The organism is Vreelandella halophila (genome assembly GCF_019903425.1).
GTDB lineage: Bacteria > Pseudomonadota > Gammaproteobacteria > Pseudomonadales > Oleiphilaceae > Halospina > Halospina halophila.
Genome location: NZ_JACHUZ010000011.1, coordinates 323,713 through 342,785 on the forward strand (window position 1 = coordinate 323,713; position 19,073 = coordinate 342,785).

Genomic DNA, 19,073 nt, shown 5'->3' on the forward strand with positions numbered 1-19,073 from the left:
TGGATGGCGACACTGCATCTGATCCGTCACGGTCAGGCGAGCTTCGGGGCGTCGGACTACGACCGGCTTTCGGAAAGAGGCTGGGAGCAGGGGCGTGTACTTGGCCGTTGGGTCGGTCGGCACACGCATCCGGAGCGCATTTTCGGGGGCGAGCTGCGCCGGCATCGCGAGACGATTGATGCGATGGCGGAGGGCTTTGGTGATGGATTGCCGGAGGCGGCGGTGCATCCGGGGCTGAATGAGTTCGATCACCGGGCGGTTCTGGAGGCTTACCGGCCGGGCTGTGGCGATCCCGAGACCATGGCGCGGGAGCTGGCGAAGGAGTCGGATCCGCGCAAGGCGTTCCAGCATGCCTTCAGCGAGGCGATCCGTCGCTGGATCGGTGGTGAGCACGAGGGGGATTACTCGGAGTCCTGGCGGTCCTTCAAGGGACGGGTTCTGGCTGGGGTCGAGGAGGTGATCCGGGAGGCCGGGGATGCGAAGCATGTGTTCCTGGTGACCTCGGGTGGGCCGATCAGTGTGGTGGCCCAGTCGCTGCTGGATCTGGATGACATGCGGGCGTTCCAGCTGAACGAGGTGCTGGCGAATGCGAGTGTGTCGCGGGTGCTGTTCAGTGGGGCTCGGCGGTCTCTGGCGGTTTTTAACAGTTTTGGGCATCTGGAGGGGGAGGATCCTCGGCTGGTGACGTATCGGTGAGGGGTGTCTCAGGATTGATGCGTGGTTGCTGGCGGCAAATCGGGCACTGCTAATCGGGAATCGCCACGAGTACATCCATGTAGGCTGCGCGGTGGCCATCCATGGCCTCCGAGCTTCCCGCTTAGCAGTGCCCGATTCCCCGCTTCCTGCGCCGCGTAGACTCTCAAATGAATGAATAATCTGGTAAAGCAAAGAGAAGGATTGAGAAATGAGTGATCTGTTTGACCTGACGGGCCGCATTGCCCTGGTAACTGGCGCCAGCCGTGGTATTGGTGAGGAAATTGCCAAGCTGCTGGCGAAGCAGGGGGCGCAGGTGATTGTGTCCAGCCGCAAGATTGATGGCTGTGAGGCGGTGGCCCAGGCGATCCGTGACGAGGGTGGCGAGGCTGAGGCCATTGCGTGCCACATCGGGGAGATGGAGCAGATTGAGGCCATCTTCGCGGATATTGAGGGCCGTTACGGGCGGCTGGATATCCTGGTGAACAACGCGGCGGCAAACCCGTATTTCGGGCCGGTTGAGGATACTGACGAGGCGGCGTTCAACAAGACGGTGGATGTGAATATCCGCGGTTACTTCTTCATGACCAGCAAGGGTGTGAACCTGATGAAGAAGCACGGGGGCGGTTCCATCGTGAATGTGGCCTCGATCAACGGGGTGGTTCCAGGGCATTACCAGGGGATCTATTCGATCTCGAAGGCGGCGGTGATTCAGATGACGAAGTCGTTCGCGACGGAGCTGGGGACCCAGGGCATTCGCGTGAACGCGCTGCTGCCGGGCCTGACGGATACGAAGTTCGCCAGTGCCCTGACCACCAATGATTCCATAAAGCAGCAGGCGCTGGCGCACATTCCGCAGAAACGCATCGCGGAGCCCAGTGAGATGGCTGGGTCCGTGCTGTACCTGGTGTCGGACGCGGCCAGCTACACCACGGGGACCTGCCTGAACGTGGATGGTGGCTACCTCACCGTCTGACCGCTCCCCAACCTGTAGGAGCTTGCCTTGCAAGCGATAGAACCCCGTGATCAATCGCGCGCAAGGCGCGCTCCTACAGGCCTCTTGTCAAACCGTTTGAAATCCACCATCTTGCATTGAAGAACCTGTCTTCAGGGAAGTCCTTCAATGCCGCGACTCTCGCGTACGCTGTCACTGCTCCTGCTGTTTGCCGGTGCCCTGTTGCTGAGCGTCCAGGCTCAGGAAGGGGGTGAAGACGGAGGCGGGGCCGCCGACGTCCGGGTCATGACGATCCAGGAGGCGATCGGGCCGGCGGTGGCGGACTGGTTCCTGCGGACACTGGCGGATGCGGAGGAGCAGGGCGCGGATCTGCTGGTGGTGGCGCTGGATACCCCGGGTGGGCTGGATAAGTCCATGCGGGACATGATCCAGGGTATCCTGTCCTCCAGGGTGCCCGTGGCTACCTATGTCACCCCGCGTGGTGCGCGCGCCGCCAGCGCCGGGACCTACCTTCTCTATGCCTCTCACGTTGCCGCCATGGCACCGGCTACGAACCTGGGTTCGGCCACGCCGGTACAGATGGGGGGCGGCGGTGGTGGTGGGGATGAGGGGAGCGGTTCGCCGTTCAGTCTCCAGAGCGGCGAGGGCGCTGGGAACAATGAGGGGGATGAGAACGGTTCCGGGGAGGCAGCGCCCGAGGCGGGCGATGGCACCTCTTCAGAGGAGAGTGGCGGTAGTGGGGACGCCAGTGCCATGGAGAAGAAGGTAATTAATGATGCGGTTGCCTATATCCGCGGGCTGGCGGAGCTGCGTGGGCGCAATGCGGACTGGGCCGAGCAGGCGGTGCGGGAGGCGGTGAACCTGCCTTCCAGCGAGGCGCTGGAAAAGAACGTGATTGATATCCGTGCCGATACGCTTGAGGCCATGCTGGGCCAGGCGGATGGGATGGAAGTGGATGTGGACGGCGTGATGAAAACGCTGGCACTGGCCGAGCACCGCATCAGCCGTATCGAGAAGGACTGGCGCACCGAGTTCCTGACGGTGATCACGGATCCGAGTGTGGCGTATATCCTGATGCTGGTGGGGATCTATGGGCTGATCCTGGAGTTCTATAATCCGGGTATGGGCGTGCCTGGCGTGGTCGGTGCCATCTGCCTGCTCGTTGGCCTCTATGCACTCCAGATGCTGCCGATCAGCTATGTGGGTCTGGCGCTGATCCTGCTGGGGATCGGTCTCATGGTGGTTGAGGCGGTCTCGCCCAGTTTCGGGATCCTGGGGCTGGGCGGGGCGGTGGCCTTTGTGATCGGATCCGTCATGCTGATGGACACGGATCTGCCGGGCTACCAGATTGCGATGCCTGTGATTGCTGCGTTTTCGGTGTCGACGGTTCTGATCATGGTGCTGGTGCTGCGCATGGCGCTGCAGTCAACGCGCAGGCCCGTGGTGAGTGGGTCCCAGGGTATGGAAGGGAGCACAGCTGTAGCGGTCCATGATTTTGATGAACAGGGGAATGGCTGGGTGCGCGTTCTGGGGGAGATCTGGCAGGCGCATTCGGCGGAATCCGTTGGTGAAGGGGATGTTGTGACAATCCAGAAAGTGGAAGGACTCAAACTGACAGTCAGGTCGGAGGGCCAGTCGAATGATTGAATATTTCACCATAGCCATTGTACTGATCGTCATCAGTCTGCTGGTGAGCATGTTCCGGATCCTGCGGGAATATGAGCGGGGCGTGATCTTCCTGCTGGGCCGGTTCCAGAAAGTGAAGGGACCGGGCCTGATCATCGTGATCCCATTCATCCAGCAGATGGTGAAGACGGATCTGCGCACCATTGTGCTGGATGTGCCCTCCCAGGATGTGATCTCGCGGGATAACGTCTCCGTGAAGGTGAATGCGGTCCTGTATTTCCGGGTCATGGACCCGCAGAACGCGGTCATCAATGTGGAGAACTTCTACGCGGCCACCAGCCAGCTGGCCCAGACCACGCTGCGCTCGGTGCTGGGCAAGCACGAGCTGGATGACATGCTGGCCTCCAGGGATCAGCTCAACGAGGACATCCAGGAGATCCTGGACGCGCAGACCGACGCCTGGGGTATCAAGGTCGCAAACGTTGAGATCAAGCACGTGGATCTGGACGAGTCCATGATCCGCGTGATCGCCCGTCAGGCGGAGGCCGAGCGTACACGGCGGGCCAAGATCATCCATGCCGAGGGTGAGCAGCAAGCCTCCGAGCGGCTGCTGGAGGCGGCGCGGACGCTGTCGAAGCGTTCCGAGGCGCTGCAGCTGCGGTATCTGCAGACTCTCACCGATATCGCCAATGACAAGACCAATACCATTGTCTTCCCTGTGGACCTGCTACGGGATCTCAAGAAGACAGTGGCAGGCATGGAGACGCCGGAGCCGGACGACGGGGAAGAGGCGCCCACGGCTCATTCGTCCTCGGAGTTCCCGGATACCAGTGCTGTTCTCGGTGGTGAGGAGGGCGGCAGGGTATGACGGATGCACCGGAGAAACCCTTTGCTCCGGCCTGTGAGCGCAACCAGGAGCCGATACGGGAGGTTCTTGCCGAGATCCTGACCCAGCCGGCGAAGGTGCTGGAGCTGGGCAGTGGTACCGGCCAGCACGCGGTCTATATGGCCCGTCACCTGCCGCACCTGGAGTGGCAGCCTACGGATATTGCGGAGAACCTTGACGGTATCCGCCAGTGGCGGCGGGAGGCGAAGCTGCGCAATGTGCGTGACCCGTTGGAGGTGGATGCCCTGGATGCCGGGGTCCGTCTGGGAGAGACCTTCGACGCGGTATTCACCGCCAATACTGTGCATTTCGTGTCCTGGCGCATCGTCAACGGGCTGCTGGCGATCAGCGCCGCCCATCTGCGCCAGGGCGGAGACCTGCTGATCTACGGCCCCTTCAACGAGGATGGGGGCTACACCAGCGAGGGCAACGCGGAGCTGGATGCCTGGCTTCAGGAGCGCGATCCCGCCAGCGGCATCAAGGACCGGGCGGTCTTCAATGCACTGGCGGCGGATTACGGCTTCGAGGCCGTGGAGCGTTTCCGCATGCCGGCCAACAACCAGCTCCTGAGGTTTGTGCGCGGCGGCGCCTAGCAGCAGGCGCCGCCTGCATCCTCCCCGGAGGCCGGATCATCGAAGGGAAGGGCGGTGCCGCAGCCCTGGAAGATGCCGAAATGGGTGCTGAAATCGCCGATGAAGCGGAAGTGTCCGGCGAAGCGGGTATCCGCCAGCATCATCCAGGTATTGCCGCAGACCGGGAATACACGGCCACGCTCAATATGGTGGTGCTTGTCCAGCCGGAACACCGCCGCCTCTCCGGGAACCGTGCCCTGGTAGATCACGGCCTGGCCGTAATCCTCGCAGTGGGGCTCCAGTTCCGGCAGCTTGAACAGCCGGTAGGTGGCGGAGAAGAAACGCGCCGGGGCGAGTCGGGCCTCGATGGTCTCGTTCTCGATGGTCAGGGGCCGGTCCTCGACCAGGCGCGGATCGGTGAAGCCGGTCTTCCGCGCCAGGTTCTCGAAATCATTCCAGTAGAGGGCCCCGGACAGGCACTCGCCGTACAGTACCGGATCTTCCTTCAGGTGTGACGGAATGCGCCGGTCGGCGTAGACGTCCGAAAAGTAGAATTCGCCGCCGGGCTTGAGCACGCGCCGAACTTCCGAGAGCACCTTCTCCTTGTCCGGGCTCAGGTTGATCACGCAGTTGGAGATGACGATGTCGAAGTAATCGTCCTCAAGATCGAGCTCGTCCAGCTGCTCAATGTAGCCTTCCAGGAACCGCACATTGGAACGGGCATGACCGAAGGTCTCCCGGTGATATTCCTGGTGACGCCGTGCGATGGCCAGCTGCTCAGGGGTCATGTCCACGCCCACGACTTCGCCCTGTTCGCCGACCAGTTTCGACAGCACGTAGCAGTCCCGGCCGCTGCCGCTGCCGAGATCCAGGATGCGGGCGCCTTCCAGAAGCTGGGGCGCGACCAGGCCACAGCCGTAGTAGTGGGAGAGCACCTCGTCGTGCAGGCTGGCGAGGATGGGCTTGAGCCATTCCGGCGGGGCCTGGTCGCAGCAGGCGTTGGTCTGCAGGTCCTGTGTACCCTGGAGCTGGCGGCCGTAGTAATCCTGAACGTCTTCTCTCATAATTCGCGTCGCTGTTCCGTTCTCTGACTGATCATCCGAGGGACCCATTGTCGGCGCCCATGTTACACAACACTGCCCCTGATTGCCCGGTGTGCGAAAGTGATACGACGGTGGGGTTCATGATGATCGCTGAACGTGACTACTGGCGTTGCCGGCGGTGTGAGGCGACCTTCCTGGAGCCCTCCCAGAGGCCGGATCCGGAGACCGAGAAGACCGAATACGACCAGCATGACAATGATGTCTCGGATCCCGGTTACCGGCGGTTCCTGGCACGCCTGGCGGATGAGCTGGTGCCGCGTCTGGGGCCGGGAGACCGGGTGCTGGATTTCGGTTGTGGTCCCGGCCCCGCGCTGGTGGCCATGCTCAGGGAGGCGGGTCTTGCCGCGTGGGGGTATGACCCCTTCTATGCTCCCGATGACGGGCTGCTTGAAGGCCCCTACGAGGCCATTACCTGTACCGAGGTGGTTGAGCACCTGCACGACCCGGCGGGAACTTTCCGGCTGCTGGACCAGTTGCTGGCACCCGGGGGGTGGCTGGGCGTGATGACCTGCTTCCAGACGGACGACGACCGCTTCGCCAACTGGCATTACCGGCGGGACCCGACCCATGTGGTGTTTTACCGGGAAGCCACGCTGCAGTGGGTGGCGGCGCGGTTCGGCTGGCAGTGTGAGGTGCCGCGCAAGGATGTGGCCCTGATGCGGAAACCACGCTAGGCGCCGTCGCGCTCCAGGTGCTGCTTCTTGCCTTTGACGCCGTCCCATTCCTCGGCGTCCGCCGGTGGGTCCTTCTTCTCGGTGATGTTCGGCCATTTGGCGGCCAGATCAGCGTTGATCTCGAGGAATTCAGCCTGGTCGTCCGGCAGTTCATCCTCGGAGTAGATGGCCTCTGCCGGGCATTCCGGCTCACAGAGCGCACAGTCAATGCACTCGTCCGGATCGATGGCGAGGAAATTAGGGCCCTCATAGAAGCAGTCCACGGGGCAGACTTCCACGCAGTCAGTGTACTTGCACTTGATGCAGTTTTCAGTAACGACAAACGTCATGGTTACGTCCTGGCGATGGTTCAGGCGGCTATTCTAGGGTCAGGCGGCGGGGCCTGCAATGACCGGGCTCAATCGCCGCCAAGGCGTTCACGCAGACGGGCGCGCAGCTCATACAGGGTGTTGAGGGCGTCTCGCGGGGTCATGCCGTCTGTGTCCATCCCAAGGATATCACGTTCCTCCGGCGAGGGTTCCAGGCTGGCGAACATGTCCGCCTGCATGGCCGAGGCGGGTGCCGGTTCGGCACGTGTTGCGCCGGCGCTGCCCTCGAGTTCGTTGAGCTTGCGGCGGGCGTTGTCGATGACATCCGCCGGTACTCCCGCAAGGCGCGCCACCTGCAGACCGTAACTGCGGCTGGCGGCGCCTTCATGGACGCTGTGCAGGAAGACGATGCTGTCCTCGTGCTCGGTGGCCGTCAGGTGCACGTTGCGGGCGTTGCCGGTCTGTTCCGGGAGGCTGGTGAGCTCGAAGTAGTGGGTGGCGAACAGGGTGTAGCTGGCAACCTCCCGGGCCAGGCGCTCCGCCGCCGCCCAGGCCAGGGAGAGACCGTCAAAGGTACTGGTGCCGCGGCCCACCTCGTCCATCAGCACCAGGCTCTCGGGCGTGGCGTTGTGGAGGATGTTGGCGGTTTCGGTCATTTCCACCATGAAGGTCGAGCGGCCGCTGGCGATGTCGTCCGAGGCGCCCATGCGGGTGAAGATGCGGTCCACCGGGCCCAGGGTGGCGCTTTCGGCGGGCACATGGCTGCCGCAGTAGGCCAGCAGGGTAATCAGCGCGGTCTGGCGCATGTAGGTGGATTTACCGCCCATGTTGGGGCCTGTGATCACCAGCATGCGGTTGCTGTCGTCCAGGTGCAGGTCGTTGGGCACAAAGGGGGCATCCTGGAGGTATTCCACCACCGGGTGGCGGCCCTGGCTGATGGCGATGCCGGGCTCGTCACTGAATGCCGGGGCATTGAAACGCAGGCTCTGGGCGCGTTCGGCGAAGTTGGCCAGTACATCCAGCTCGCAGAGGGCACGCGCGGTTTCCTGAAGGCCGGAAAGATCCTCGCCCAGATGCTTCACGAGCTCGTCATAGAGGTACTTTTCCCGGGCCAGGGCGCGGCTTTTCGCGCTCAGGGCCCGGTCCTCGAACTCCTTGAGTTCCGGGGTGATGAACCGCTCCGCGTTCTTCAGAGTCTGGCGGCGGATGTATTCGGTGGGCGCATTGTGGGACTGGGCGCGGCTGATCTCGATGTAGTAGCCGTGCACCCGGTTGTAGCCGACCTTGAGTGTGCTGATGCCGGTGCGCTCCCGCTCACGTTCCTCAACCTGCATCAGGTAGTCGCCGGCGTTCTCGCTGAGGCTGGTCAGTTCGTCCAGTTCCTCGTCATAGCCGGAACGCAGCACGCCACCGTCGCGCACGACGACCGGCGGGTTGTCCACAATGGCCCGCTCCAGAGTCTCGGCCAGTTCCGGATAGGTGCCGATGCGTTCGGCGATTGCGCGCAGGTGGGGCAGCTCCAGGCCGGCCATGTCCTGCTGCAGTTCGGGCAGGGTGATGAGGGCATCGCGCAGCCGCGCCAGGTCCCGGGGGCGGGCGGAGCCCAGGCCGACCCGGGAGAGGATCCGCTCGATATCACCGATACCGCGCAGGCGCTCGTGGATGGCCTCGTGCTGGTGATCGGCGAGCAGGGCGCTGACGCTGTCCCGGCGCTGGCGCACGGTCTCGGCATCCCGCAGGGGGCGATTGAGCCAGCGCCGCAGCAGGCGCCCGCCCATGGCGGTGGCGGTGCGGTCCATGACCGAGGCCAGTGTGTTCTGCTGGCCCCCGGCGAGGTTGGTGTCGATCTCCAGGTTGCGGCGGCTGGCGGCGTCCATGGAGACGCTCTCCTCGCGCCGTTCACGGCTGAGCCGGCGGATGTGCGGCAGGTTGTTGCGCTGGGTGTCGCGCGCGTACTGCAGCAGGCAGCCCGCTGCCTGTATGGCCAGTGTCAGGTCTTCGCAGCCAAAGCCGCGCAGGTCACGCACCTGAAGCTGGCGCGTGAGCAGCCGGTGGGCGGACTCCATCTCGAACAGCCAGGGACCCTGGCGACGGATACCGCTGAAGCCTTCCAGCAGTTCCGGGCTGGGGAAGTCTTCGCTGATCAGGATCTCCGCGGGCTGCAGACGCTCCAGCTCGGCATTCAGGGCCTCTTCCGAATCCAGTTCCTCAACCACGAACTGACCGGAGGAAATCTCCAGGGTGGCCATGCCGAAGGCGCCCCTGTGGGCGTGGATGGCCATGAGCAGGTTGTCGCGGCGTTCCTCGAGCAGGGCCTCGTCGCTCAGGGTCCCCGGGGTAACAATGCGCACGACCTCGCGGTCCACAGGCCCCTTGGCGGTTTCCGGGTCGCCGGTCTGCTCGCAGATGGCGATGGCGTGGCCACCACGGACCAGGCGCGCGATGTAGTTCTCCGCGGAATGATAGGGTACACCCGCCATGGGGATCGGCTGGCCCGCGGACTGGCCACGGGCAGTCAGCGTGATGTCCAGCATTTCCGCGGCGCGGCGGGCATCTTCATAGAACAGTTCGTAGAAATCGCCCATGCGGTAGAACAGCAGCTCGTTCGGGTGCTGGGCCTTGAGCTGCAGATACTGGCGCATCATCGGCGTATGACTGCTGAGATCGGGTTCCGCTGCGGACATGATCTGTTCTTGTGCCTGCTGATCTGGTGGAATGCACGATTCTAGTCCGATGAACCCGCGAACGAAACGGAGAGCCGTATGGTAGAACCATCCGATACCAGCCTGGCGCAGGATGCTGCCTCGCTGGGCGAGTGCCTGCGTGGCCAGGGGCGGGTGATCGCGACCGCCGAATCCTGCACGGGCGGCTGGATCGCCAAGTGCCTGACCGACACGTCGGGCAGTTCCGACTATTTCGAGACCGGACTGGTCACCTACAGCAACACGGCCAAGGAAAACATGCTGGGGGTGCCGGCCGGGATCCTGGCGGGCCATGGCGCGGTTTCCTCTGCCGTGGTCTCCGCCATGGTCTCGGGCACACTTGAGAAAACCGGCGCGGACGTTGCGGTGGCGGTCAGCGGCATTGCCGGGCCCGGCGGGGGCAGTGCTGAGAAGCCTGTAGGAACCGTCTGGTTCGGCTGGGGCGTGGCCGGGAGTACACCGGTAACGGCCTGCAAGCAGTTTGAGGGCGACCGGGAGGAGGTCCGGCGCGCCGCCGTCCATTTCGCTCTGACCCGCGTGAAGGAATGGCTTCAGGGGGACCGTTGAATCACTGATCAGGTCTGTGCATAATACTGTCCATACATACAGTTCGGGTAATCCTGAACACGTCGTGACAACGGCAGGCAGCAACCGACCAGAAGGCAGAAACAATGGATGAGAACCGCAAGAAGGCACTGAACTCCGCGCTTTCGCAGATTGAACGCCAGTTCGGCAAGGGCGCGGTCATGAAGATGGGTGACCAGCCAAGGGAGGCGATGCCGGCGGTGTCCACCGGATCCCTGGGTCTGGATGTGGCCCTGGGTATCGGCGGGCTGCCCCTGGGGCGCGTGGTTGAGATCTTCGGCCCGGAATCCTCGGGTAAGACCACACTCACGCTCCAGGTGATCGCGGAGGCCCAGCGCGAAGGCAAGACCTGCGCCTTTGTGGATGCGGAACACGCCCTGGACCCGGTGTACGCCGAGAAGCTGGGAGTGGATATCAACGAGCTGCTGGTATCACAGCCGGACACCGGCGAACAGGCGCTCGAGATCTGCGATATGCTGGTGCGTTCCGGTGCTGTTGATGCCGTCGTTGTGGATTCCGTGGCCGCGCTCACGCCCAAGGCTGAGATTGAAGGTGAGATGGGCGATTCCCATGTGGGTCTGCAGGCAAGGCTGATGTCCCAGGCACTGCGTAAGCTCACGGCCAGTGTGAAAACCTCGGGCACCATGCTGGTGTTCATCAACCAGATCCGCATGAAGATTGGCGTGATGTTCGGTAGCCCCGAGACCACCACTGGGGGTAACGCGCTCAAGTTCTACTCCTCGGTACGGCTTGATATCCGGCGCACCGGTTCGGTCAAGGAAGGCGAGGAAGTGGTGGGCAACGAGACCCGGGTCAAGGTGGTCAAGAACAAGGTGGCGCCGCCCTTCCGACAGGCTGAGTTCCAGATCATGTACGGCACCGGTATCAACCGCATGGCCGAGATCATCGATATGGGCGTCAAGGAAGGCCTGGTGGAGAAATCCGGTGCCTGGTACAGCTATAAGGGTGACAAGATCGGTCAGGGCAAGGCGAATGCCAGCAAGTTCCTGAGTGATAACCCCGGAATCGCCAATGAGATCGAGACGCAGATCCGCGAGCGGTTGATGCCCAAGCCGAATGAATCAGCCGGCAAGGAAAAGGAAGAGGCCAGTGGCAATGATGCCCTGAGCGAGGACACCAGTGAGGATCTGCTCTGAGACATGGTGATCCCGTCGGATCAGCTTTCCGCTGACGCGCTTGAGGCACTGATCGAGGAATATTGCCTCCGGGAAACCGGGAGTATGGAGGTTGAGGATCCTCTGGCCACCTGCCGCGAGCAGGTGGCCAGTGCGGTTGCCCGCGGACGCCTGGTGGTTCTCTACACGCCCTATAACCCCAACCAGGTGGCGGCACTGGTGCCGGCTGATCAACTGGACGACAATGAGGGTCCAGTGGAACAGCAGGGAGAATCGGCACCGTGAGCAAGTGGTCCACACTCGGCATTGAACAGACCCATGATCCAGAAGCCATTGAAGCCGCTTTCGAGCATCAGCTGAGATTCGTGGATCCCGATTCCACGCCGGAGCGCTACCAGACGCTGGTGCAGGCGTACGAGGCTGCCATGCAGGAGGCGGGAGCAGAACCGCAGGCCCGGGATTTCGGGGTTGATGCCGGAAATGAGGGGGTGGCATCAGAATCAGAAAGTGAGGCTGAGCCTGTACAGATGCCTGAGCTCCCGAGTCAGGAGGCCGAGATTCAGGCGGGCCGGGTGATGACGGAGCTGGAAACCGTGTTCTCCAACCCCGGCTGGCGGGACGATCTGCGCCGCTGGCGGGCCCAGCTTGAAGGCGAGCGGGCTCACAAGCCTGGTGTTACTGAAGTACTGCGCTTCAGTCTGTTTGACTTCCTTTCCCGTCAGGCCAGACCGGGTGAGCCGCCGGTAACCGAGGAGGTTCTGGCCTATCTGGATGAGCGCCTTGGCTGGCACCAGCATCGCGGCCAGCTGGAGCAGGCCTTCCCGCAGGATCGGGTCAGTCTACTGCTCGGCGGCGGTCCTCACAGCGCCGAATCCCCCCTGGATATGGAGGGACCCTTCCCCGAGGCTGGAGAGTCGGAGGGTACGGGTAATCCAATGCCGAACGGTTTCGGGATGGCACTGATCGGATGGGTCATTGCCATGATCATTCTGACCATGCTTTTCAGTGGCATGCGCTGACGTGCTGGCTCAGCGCCGGTAACGGGCCATCTGGCGGCGGCAGAACGCCTCGATCTGGGACAGGGCATTGTCGATGGCGCGGGAGTAATGGCCGCGCATTGAGCAGTAGGTGAACTGGATGCCCAGTCGGTAATGGCCATCCTCTTCCTGGACACAGCTTCTGACCCGACCGTTCACGTTAGACTGTGTGATGTACTCGCCGCGGAAATCCATCCGCAGGTAAGTACCCTCCCGGAGGGCCTCCTCGGTCAGAATGGCAACACCATAGCGGTTGATGTCCAGGCATTCCACGGGCCGGCTCTGACGTTCCCAGTGCAGCAGGCGCCGTGCCCGTACGCGTACACTGAGGCCGGGGGCGGCAAACCTGGGCTGGATCCGCTGCTCGCTGCCATCGGACTGACCGGCCCAGGAGGTAGTCAGTGATGGTTCACTGCGACCCTGTTTGCGGCGCCTGTGCTCCCTGCGCAGCGCAAAGGGCATGTCCGCGAGATGCATTGTGATCCCGGAGGAGTCACGCTGAGTACTCATTGGCGGTTGCTGCCTCTTGAATCGGATCGAGTTTTTTACTTCTTGGTAACATTGGATTGTCGCTCAATCGGTGACCGAGTCAAACCGGGGTCCGGGTGGCCTGTGACGCAGGTCACATTAAAGGGACCGGATGGCAGACCGGAAGGCACTCAGCATGGGGTACTTTGTGAATCCTGTTGAGGCCTGTAAAGTGCGATCTCTGACCGTTCCCCACAGATGACGGATTGACTGAGTTGAAGCCACTTCCCCAGAAACAGCTGTACAGGACCTGTGTCCTGAAGGACCTGCCGTTCCGCAACACGGATGCCCTGGAGCCACTGAATGAGATCGTCGGCCAGGACCGTGCCCGGGAGGCGGTACGATTCGCCCTTGCCATGCCCCACAATGGCTACAACGTCTACGCGCTGGGCCGCTCCGGACTGGGTAAGCGCACCATGATGCTGCGTTACCTGGCACACCGGGATGAAGCCCATGCACCGGCCAGCGACTGGTGCTACGTGGCGAATTATGACGATCCGCGTAATCCCAGAGTCCTGAAGCTGCCGGCTGGCGTCGGTGAACGTCTGCGCCATGACGTGGACCGTCTGGTGTCGCGTCTGGTCAAGGTCATTCCCCAGGCCTTTGACAGCGACACCTTCCAGAGCCGCTATGAGGATCTCAAGCAGAGCTATGCGGCGCGTCAGGAAGAGGCGCTCAATGCTCTGGCACGCGAGGCGCGGGAGCAGGGCGTGGACCTGTCCATGAGCACGCCGGGTGGCTATCGGCTGACGGCCCTCAACGGCAGTGAACCGCATACCAATGAGTCCTTCAGCGCCCTTTCCGAGGACGAGAAGCGCGCGTTCGAGGAAACCATCCGTGAGCTTGAGAAAAAGCTTCGGCGTGTGATGCGCCAGATCGCGGAATGGGAGGAGGAGCACGCCGAGCAGCAGCAGAAGCTGAATGAGGAAACGGTCGAGCACGTCGGGGCCCACCTGATTGATGAGCTGTCCGAGCGCTACAGTGACTATGAAGGCGTACCCGAGCATTTCCGGGCCATGAAGAAAGACATCGCGAACAATCTCGACATTTTCCTGGAGGACAGCGAAGACAAGGCCGCCTTTGCCTATGCCTCCATGGAACAGCGCCTGCCCCGGCGCTATCGCATCAACCTGCTCGTATCACGCCAGGATGAGTCCGTGCCGGTGGTGGTGGAGGACAATCCGACCTACCACAACCTGTTCGGGTTCATAGAGACCGTCACCTACAAGGGCACCGTCTACACGGATTTTTCGCTGATCCGCCCAGGCAGCCTGCACCGGGCCAATGGCGGCTACCTGCTCATGGACGCCACCAAGGTGCTGGAGCAGGGCTTCGTTTGGGATGCGCTCAAGCGCGCCATCCGTTCCCGGGAAATCAGCATCCATTCCCTGGAGCGCGAGCTTACCCTCTCCGGCACCATCTCACTGGAACCGGAAGCGGTGCCGCTGGACGTCAAGCTGGTGCTTTTCGGGGATCGTGAAACCTGGCTGTTGCTCCAGGAGTATGATCCCGAATTCGCGGAGCTGTTCCGGGTGACGGCGGATTTCGAGAATGAGATGCCGCGCACCACCGAGAGCCAGATGCTCTACGCCAAGTTCATCGCCAGTCTGTGCCAGGACAAGGGGCTTCTGCCGTGCAGTAAACAGGCAGTGGCACGGGTGATTGAATACAGTTCCCGGCTGTCGGAGCACCAGAACCGGCTGTCGCTGCACGCGGTGGACATCGCCAATGTGCTGCGTGAGGCGGATTTCCATGCCCGGAGCGGTGGCAAGGACGGCATTGATCCCGAGCATGTGGACACGGCGCTGGTCAGCGCGGACTACCGCAGCGGCCGCATCCGGGATGAGTTCCTGCAGGGCTTTGCTGACGGATCCATGCTGCTGTCGTTCAGCGGCCGTGCCGTAGGGCAGGTTAACGGACTTTCCGTACTCTCCACCGGAGGCTACGAATTCGGGTTGCCCAACCGGATCAGCGCAACCTGTCAGTACGGCGACGGGGATGTGATCCATATCGAACGGGATGTGAAGCTCAGTGGCTCCATCCATTCCAAGGGCGTGATGATCCTTTCCGCATGGCTGTCATCGCACTTTGCCCGGGAACAGCCCATGCCGCTGACCGCGACCCTCACCTTCGAGCAGTCCTACGCCGAGATCGACGGTGACAGCGCCTCACTCGGCGAACTCTGTGCCATCGTGTCGGCCCTGGCGGAGCAGCCGGTGCGCCAGGATATGGCGGTTACGGGGTCGGTCAACCAGCATGGGGACGTGCAGCCTGTCGGGGGGCTCAACGAGAAAGTCGAAGGCTTCCTGGATGCCTGTGTGGCCCGGGGCGATGCGCATGACAAGGCCGTGATCCTGCCGGCGTCGAACGTGCAGAACCTGATGCTGGCCACGCGCGTGCGGGATGCCGTCAAATCCAGCGGCTTCCGGGTGTACGCGGTGTCACGGGTTGAGGAAGTGCTGGAGCTGATGCTGGGGCTCCCGGTTGGCCAGCCGGATTCCAATGGCCATTATCCGGCTGACAGCCTCTATGGCCGCATTGAGCAGCGGCTTGCCGACCTCAGGCGTCGACAAGACGACGAAAAGTCAGATTGACCCGCGGCGACACCGGTTTCCGGGTCTTTGGCAGGGCGTGCTGCCAGTGGGACTGCACGCCTGCCGGCATCACCAGGAGGCTGTTGTGGGGCAGATCGATGCCCAGGGTACGGCCGTGATCCACCCGGTGACGGAAGCGGAAGCGCCGGGTCCCGCCCAGGCTGAGTGAGGCGATTACAGGGGTGGGCCCGAGCTCGGGTTCGTCGTCACTATGCCAGCCCATGCTGTCACTGCCGTCGCGATAACGGTTGGCGAGGACACTGTTGAAATGCTCACCGGCGATGTCACTGACCTGCCGCGCGAGCGGCCTGAGCCAGTCCGGCCACTGGGCCGGTTCCATCGTCTGGCCCGAGTAGCGGTAGGTCAGGCCGTCCTCGGCGATCCAGCACTGTTCCCTGGGGATCAGGTGCTCGCGGCCGAAAAGGGTGATCCGGTCCTGCTTCCAGGGAATGCGCTCAAGCAGCAGCGCCAGCAGTTCATCCGCCTCTTCGGGCGCCAGAAAGGGGTGATGGAAGGGCAGCTGGAAGGGGGGCAGTTCGTACACCGGCACGGCTCCGCGGTTGCAGTTGTTCATCAGGTTCGCTAACAATAACGGGCGTCTGTCCGCTCTCAAACCCGGAGGTTCCGCGTGTCGCGCCTTCTTTGGCTGTTCTGCCTTGTCTTTCTCCCCCTTTCCGGCATGGCACTCGAGCTGGAAGGGCCCAGATCCCGGGGGACCCTGCTCAGGGGCAGCGTGGAGCCTGGCAGCGAGGTCCGTCTCAACGGTGATGCCGTGGCGACCACGGACGCCGGCCGCTTTGCCATCGGTTTCGGGCGTGATGCGGAATTGAGCCATGAACTGGTGGTGATCGGGCCCGATGGTGAGCGCAGCAGTCGCACCATCGAACTGGAAAAGCGGGACTACGACATCCAGCGGGTTGAGGGCGTTCCCCAGGAGACCGTGACGCCCGACGAGGATGCCCTGGAGCGGATCCGGGCGGAAGCGCGGCGGGTTAGCGCGGCCCGCAGGGACCAGTCGCGGCGCGACGACTTTACCGGCTCCTGGATCTGGCCTGTGGCGGGAACCGTCACCGGTGTGTATGGCAGTCAGCGCTTCTACAACGGCGAGCCCCGTCAGCCCCATTACGGTATTGATATAGCCGCGGAAACAGGGCGGCCCGTGGCGGCGCCGGCAGGCGGGCGTGTGGTTCTGGTGGAGCCGGATCTGTATTTCTCGGGGGGGACCCTGATCCTGGATCATGGTTACGGGGTTTCCTCCACCTTCCTGCATCTCAGCGAGATCCATGTGAATGAGGGTGATGAGGTTGCCCAGGGCGAGACCCTGGGAGAAGTGGGTGCCTCCGGCCGTGCCACCGGTCCGCACCTGGACTGGCGCATGAACTGGCAGCAGGAACGGGTGGATCCGATGACGGTGGCGCCGCCACTGGTTGATGGTGCCACCACCATGCCCGGTGCGGGCGACAGTAATCAGTAAAGGAGTATGCCAATGGCGGAGACCCAGCAGACGGTCTACATCGTAGAAGATGACGAGGCGGTCCGGGATTCCCTGTCCATGCTGCTGCGCTCGGAAGGGCTGGCGGTTGAGGGATACGAGCGCGCCACCCGTTTTCTGGAGGACTGGCACGCCGGTATGCAGGGCTGCATCGTGCTGGACATCCGCATGCCCGAGATGGATGGCATGGAGCTCCAGGAGGCGCTTATTGAGCGTGGCTCCCATCTGCCGATCATCTTCGTAACCGGCCATGGTGATGTGCCCCTGGCCGTTGAAGCGATGCGCAAGGGCGCCGTTGACTTCATCGAGAAGCCCTACCGTGAGGATCAACTTCTGGAGAAGATCCGCGGCGCCCTGGCCACGGATGCGGAACAGCACCAGGGCCGCGAGGAAAAGCGGATGATCGAGGAGCAGCTGGCCCAGCTCACGCCCCGTGAGCGCGAGATCATGGACCGTATGGTCGCCGGCCAGGCCAACAAGGTGATTGCGATCGAACTCGATATCAGCCAGCGCACCGTGGAGATCCACCGCTCCCGTGTGATGCACAAGATGGGGACCCACTCACTGGCCCAGCTGGTGCGCATGGTGATGAGCGTGCGGGACGGGGACCCGGAATGAGCACGGTCAGCGAGACGCCCACCGATCCGGAGCAGGCGTGTGTCCTGCTGGTGGACGACAATCCCCAGAACCTCAAGGTGCTGTACGAAACCCTGAGGGACAAGGGCTACCAGCTGCTGATCGCCAATGACGGCGAGAAGGCCCTGCAGCTGGCTCGCCGGCACCATCCGGAGGTCATCCTGCTGGATATCATGATGCCGGGCATGGATGGCTTCGAGGTGTGCCAGCACCTGCGCGCGGACACCGATACGGCCCTGAGCGCCATCATCTTCCTGTCCGCCCTCAATGACATTGACGCCAAGGTCCGGGGCTTCAACATGGGCGGTGCCGACTACATCGCCAAACCCTTCCAGGCCCAGGAGGTCATGGCACGGGTGGATACCCAGATCCGGGTCATCCAGCTCGAACGCGTCATGCAGGCGCGCAATCGCCAGCTTGAAAGCGAACAGGCCAGTCTGCTCAACGCCATCTTCGAGGGCATCTACGGGCTCGACCCCGAGGGAGTGATCACCTTTGCCAATCCGGCGGCGGCCGAGATCGCAGGGGCGGAGCAGGAGGCGCTGGTGGGGCGGCGTATAGGGGATCTGCATTTTTCGCACGACTCCGGTGAGGACCCCTCCCATGCCGGGCGCGTGCTGTGCCGGGACGGCGCGGCGGTACTGCGCCGGGGCGTGACCATGACCCGCGCTGACGGCACCACTTTCCAGGCGGAATACCGGGCGGCGCCACGGTTTGAGAACAATGAGCTGACCGGCAGCGTGCTGGTATTCCGGGACATCACCGAGGAACTGGCCCAGGAGCGGGCACTGGAGGAGACCCGGGACCTGGTTGCGGAACAGCGCGAGCAGCTGGCCCATGCCTCGCGCCTGTCCGTGATGGGCGAGATGGCCGCTGGCGTGGCTCACGAGGTGAACCAGCCGCTGACTGCCATCGCCAATTACGTCAGCCTGGTCTCGCGCATGATGGAAAAGGATACCCTGGATCAGGACGCGCTGTCGGAGGTGCTGGACAAGATCACGGCCCAGTCCCATCGCGCCAGTGAGGTTATCCGCCGCATCCGCCAGTTCGTGCACCAGCCCGCCACCGGCAAGGAGACCGTGGATGTGGCCCGGCTGTTGGCGGAGAGTCGCGAGTTCGCCGAGGTGGATTCACGCAACAATGCGGTTGAGGTCAGCCTGTCGATTCCGCAGCACCTGCCTTACGCGGTTGCTGATCCCGTGCAGGTGCAGCAGGTGGTGCTTAACCTGATCCGCAACGCGCTTGAAGCCTCGCGCAACTGTGGCAGTGAAGAGCCGGTTGAAGTCAGCGCGGAAGCACTGGAAGACAGGGTGTGTGTGCGCGTGGCGGACCGCGGCTGCGGGCTGCCGGAAGACGCGGAGGAGCGCCTCTTCCAGCCCTTCTATTCCAACAAGGATGAGGGTATGGGGATCGGGCTGTCGCTGTGCCGGAGCCTGATCACCGGCCAGAACGGTGAGATCGGGTTCGAGCGCCGTGAGGGCGGGGGCACCGTCTTCTGGTTCTCCCTGCCGCTGGCGGACGGCGCCGTGCCCGAGCCCGACTGACC

At 63.1% G+C, this 19,073-nt stretch carries 19 protein-coding genes; 14 read left to right on the plus strand and 5 right to left on the minus strand.

The annotated features are described in order from the left end of the window. Nucleotides 1-3: 3 nt before the first annotated feature. The 5 genes from H4I92_RS01775 to H4I92_RS01795 all read left to right on the plus strand — a co-directional run bounded on the left by H4I92_RS01775 (nucleotide 4) and on the right by H4I92_RS01795 (nucleotide 4,753). A complete protein-coding gene (locus H4I92_RS01775) occupies nucleotides 4-696 on the plus strand; it encodes a histidine phosphatase family protein (protein WP_077528931.1) in 693 nt (230 codons plus the stop codon). 208 nt (nucleotides 697-904) lie between these two features. After that, nucleotides 905-1,669 (plus strand): SDR family oxidoreductase, encoded by a 765-nt coding sequence (locus H4I92_RS01780; protein ID WP_077528932.1) that lies wholly within the window; start codon nucleotides 905-907, stop codon nucleotides 1,667-1,669. 147 nt (nucleotides 1,670-1,816) lie between these two features. Next, complete coding sequence (locus tag H4I92_RS01785) at nucleotides 1,817-3,295, plus strand: NfeD family protein (RefSeq protein ID WP_077528933.1); 1,479 nt, start codon at nucleotides 1,817-1,819, stop codon at nucleotides 3,293-3,295. Continuing rightward, on the plus strand, nucleotides 3,288-4,142 hold the full coding sequence (locus H4I92_RS01790) for a slipin family protein (protein ID WP_077528934.1): 855 nt from the start codon (nucleotides 3,288-3,290) through the stop codon (nucleotides 4,140-4,142). Before H4I92_RS01785 ends, H4I92_RS01790 begins: the two co-directional genes overlap by 8 nt. Then, nucleotides 4,139-4,753: a DUF938 domain-containing protein gene (locus tag H4I92_RS01795; protein WP_077528935.1), complete on the plus strand. Its 615-nt coding sequence runs from the start codon at nucleotides 4,139-4,141 to the stop codon at nucleotides 4,751-4,753. The genes H4I92_RS01790 and H4I92_RS01795 overlap by 4 nt, the downstream gene beginning before the upstream one ends. On the opposite strand, the gene H4I92_RS01800 is transcribed toward H4I92_RS01795, so the two are convergent. After that, a complete protein-coding gene (locus H4I92_RS01800) occupies nucleotides 4,750-5,796 on the minus strand; it encodes a methyltransferase domain-containing protein (RefSeq protein WP_077528936.1) in 1,047 nt (348 codons plus the stop codon). The genes H4I92_RS01795 and H4I92_RS01800 overlap by 4 nt on opposite strands. Before the next feature lie 119 nt (nucleotides 5,797-5,915). On the opposite strand from H4I92_RS01800, the gene H4I92_RS01805 reads away from it, so the two are divergent. Beyond that, entirely contained in the window at nucleotides 5,916-6,509 is a 594-nt protein-coding gene (locus tag H4I92_RS01805) for a class I SAM-dependent methyltransferase (protein ID WP_077529085.1), read from the plus strand. On the opposite strand, the gene fdxA is transcribed toward H4I92_RS01805, so the two are convergent. Together fdxA and mutS are read right to left on the minus strand one after the other, a co-directional pair. Next, on the minus strand, nucleotides 6,506-6,838 hold the full coding sequence (gene fdxA, locus H4I92_RS01810) for a ferredoxin FdxA (protein ID WP_077528937.1): 333 nt from the start codon (nucleotides 6,836-6,838) through the stop codon (nucleotides 6,506-6,508). The two genes, H4I92_RS01805 and fdxA, sit on opposite strands and share 4 nt — an antisense overlap. 68 nt (nucleotides 6,839-6,906) lie before the next feature. Then, nucleotides 6,907-9,501 carry a DNA mismatch repair protein MutS gene (mutS, locus tag H4I92_RS01815; RefSeq protein WP_077528938.1) on the minus strand — a complete coding sequence of 865 codons (2,595 nt, stop codon included), beginning with the start codon at nucleotides 9,499-9,501 and terminating at the stop codon, nucleotides 6,907-6,909. A gap of 78 nt (nucleotides 9,502-9,579) precedes the next feature. Here mutS and H4I92_RS01820 point away from each other — a divergent pair, with 78 nt between their 5' ends. The 4 genes from H4I92_RS01820 to H4I92_RS01835 all read left to right on the plus strand — a co-directional run bounded on the left by H4I92_RS01820 (nucleotide 9,580) and on the right by H4I92_RS01835 (nucleotide 12,259). Beyond that, a complete protein-coding gene (locus H4I92_RS01820) occupies nucleotides 9,580-10,086 on the plus strand; it encodes a CinA family protein (RefSeq protein WP_077528939.1) in 507 nt (168 codons plus the stop codon). 104 nt (nucleotides 10,087-10,190) lie between these two features. Further along, nucleotides 10,191-11,261 carry a recombinase RecA gene (gene recA, locus H4I92_RS01825; protein ID WP_077528940.1) on the plus strand — a complete coding sequence of 357 codons (1,071 nt, stop codon included), beginning with the start codon at nucleotides 10,191-10,193 and terminating at the stop codon, nucleotides 11,259-11,261. 3 nt (nucleotides 11,262-11,264) lie between these two features. Continuing rightward, a complete protein-coding gene (locus tag H4I92_RS01830) occupies nucleotides 11,265-11,525 on the plus strand; it encodes a YheU family protein (RefSeq protein ID WP_077528941.1) in 261 nt (86 codons plus the stop codon). Further along, the gene (locus H4I92_RS01835) at nucleotides 11,522-12,259 is read left to right on the plus strand and encodes a hypothetical protein (protein WP_077528942.1); all 738 of its coding nucleotides are present in this window, start codon (nucleotides 11,522-11,524) and stop codon (nucleotides 12,257-12,259) included. Before H4I92_RS01830 ends, H4I92_RS01835 begins: the two co-directional genes overlap by 4 nt. A gap of 9 nt (nucleotides 12,260-12,268) precedes the next feature. On the opposite strand, the gene H4I92_RS01840 is transcribed toward H4I92_RS01835, so the two are convergent. Next, complete coding sequence (locus H4I92_RS01840; protein WP_218668105.1) at nucleotides 12,269-12,787, minus strand: PilZ domain-containing protein; 519 nt, start codon at nucleotides 12,785-12,787, stop codon at nucleotides 12,269-12,271. 233 nt (nucleotides 12,788-13,020) lie between these two features. Between H4I92_RS01840 and H4I92_RS01845 the strand changes: the two genes are divergently transcribed. Next, entirely contained in the window at nucleotides 13,021-15,399 is a 2,379-nt protein-coding gene (locus H4I92_RS01845; RefSeq protein ID WP_077528943.1) for a Lon protease family protein, read from the plus strand. Here H4I92_RS01845 and H4I92_RS01850 read toward each other — a convergent pair. Continuing rightward, a complete protein-coding gene (locus tag H4I92_RS01850) occupies nucleotides 15,365-15,943 on the minus strand; it encodes an alpha-ketoglutarate-dependent dioxygenase AlkB family protein (protein ID WP_245800828.1) in 579 nt (192 codons plus the stop codon). The genes H4I92_RS01845 and H4I92_RS01850 overlap by 35 nt on opposite strands. Nucleotides 15,944-16,027: 84 nt before the next feature. Between H4I92_RS01850 and H4I92_RS01855 the strand changes: the two genes are divergently transcribed. From H4I92_RS01855 to H4I92_RS01865, 3 genes are read left to right on the plus strand one after another with little or no spacing between them, the layout of a single operon-like run. Further along, nucleotides 16,028-16,873, plus strand: a complete 846-nt coding sequence (locus H4I92_RS01855) for a M23 family metallopeptidase (protein ID WP_245800829.1) — start codon at nucleotides 16,028-16,030, stop codon at nucleotides 16,871-16,873. 12 nt (nucleotides 16,874-16,885) lie between these two features. Then, nucleotides 16,886-17,509: a response regulator FixJ gene (gene fixJ / locus H4I92_RS01860; RefSeq protein ID WP_077528945.1), complete on the plus strand. Its 624-nt coding sequence runs from the start codon at nucleotides 16,886-16,888 to the stop codon at nucleotides 17,507-17,509. Next, nucleotides 17,506-19,071, plus strand: a complete 1,566-nt coding sequence (locus H4I92_RS01865; RefSeq protein WP_077528946.1) for an ATP-binding response regulator — start codon at nucleotides 17,506-17,508, stop codon at nucleotides 19,069-19,071. Before fixJ ends, H4I92_RS01865 begins: the two co-directional genes overlap by 4 nt. Nucleotides 19,072-19,073 lie beyond the last annotated feature (2 nt).

What these genes read in the sequence shown, in the direction of transcription:
- H4I92_RS01780 (WP_077528932.1), top strand. Translation starts at nt 905, where the DNA reads ATGAGTGATCTGTTTGACCTGACGGGCCGCATTGCCCTGGTAACTGGC.
- H4I92_RS01775 (WP_077528931.1), top strand. Translation starts at nt 4, where the DNA reads ATGGCGACACTGCATCTGATCCGTCACGGTCAGGCGAGCTTCGGGGCG.
- H4I92_RS01795 (WP_077528935.1), top strand. Translation starts at nt 4,139, where the DNA reads ATGACGGATGCACCGGAGAAACCCTTTGCTCCGGCCTGTGAGCGCAAC.
- H4I92_RS01830 (WP_077528941.1), top strand. Translation starts at nt 11,265, where the DNA reads ATGGTGATCCCGTCGGATCAGCTTTCCGCTGACGCGCTTGAGGCACTG.
- H4I92_RS01840 (WP_218668105.1), bottom strand. Translation starts at nt 12,787, where the DNA reads ATGAGTACTCAGCGTGACTCCTCCGGGATCACAATGCATCTCGCGGAC.
- H4I92_RS01800 (WP_077528936.1), bottom strand. Translation starts at nt 5,796, where the DNA reads ATGAGAGAAGACGTTCAGGATTACTACGGCCGCCAGCTCCAGGGTACA.
- recA (WP_077528940.1), top strand. Translation starts at nt 10,191, where the DNA reads ATGGATGAGAACCGCAAGAAGGCACTGAACTCCGCGCTTTCGCAGATT.
- fixJ (WP_077528945.1), top strand. Translation starts at nt 16,886, where the DNA reads ATGGCGGAGACCCAGCAGACGGTCTACATCGTAGAAGATGACGAGGCG.
- H4I92_RS01805 (WP_077529085.1), top strand. Translation starts at nt 5,916, where the DNA reads ATGATGATCGCTGAACGTGACTACTGGCGTTGCCGGCGGTGTGAGGCG.
- fdxA (WP_077528937.1), bottom strand. Translation starts at nt 6,838, where the DNA reads ATGACGTTTGTCGTTACTGAAAACTGCATCAAGTGCAAGTACACTGAC.
- H4I92_RS01785 (WP_077528933.1), top strand. Translation starts at nt 1,817, where the DNA reads ATGCCGCGACTCTCGCGTACGCTGTCACTGCTCCTGCTGTTTGCCGGT.
- mutS (WP_077528938.1), bottom strand. Translation starts at nt 9,501, where the DNA reads ATGTCCGCAGCGGAACCCGATCTCAGCAGTCATACGCCGATGATGCGC.
- H4I92_RS01820 (WP_077528939.1), top strand. Translation starts at nt 9,580, where the DNA reads ATGGTAGAACCATCCGATACCAGCCTGGCGCAGGATGCTGCCTCGCTG.
- H4I92_RS01865 (WP_077528946.1), top strand. Translation starts at nt 17,506, where the DNA reads ATGAGCACGGTCAGCGAGACGCCCACCGATCCGGAGCAGGCGTGTGTC.
- H4I92_RS01790 (WP_077528934.1), top strand. Translation starts at nt 3,288, where the DNA reads ATGATTGAATATTTCACCATAGCCATTGTACTGATCGTCATCAGTCTG.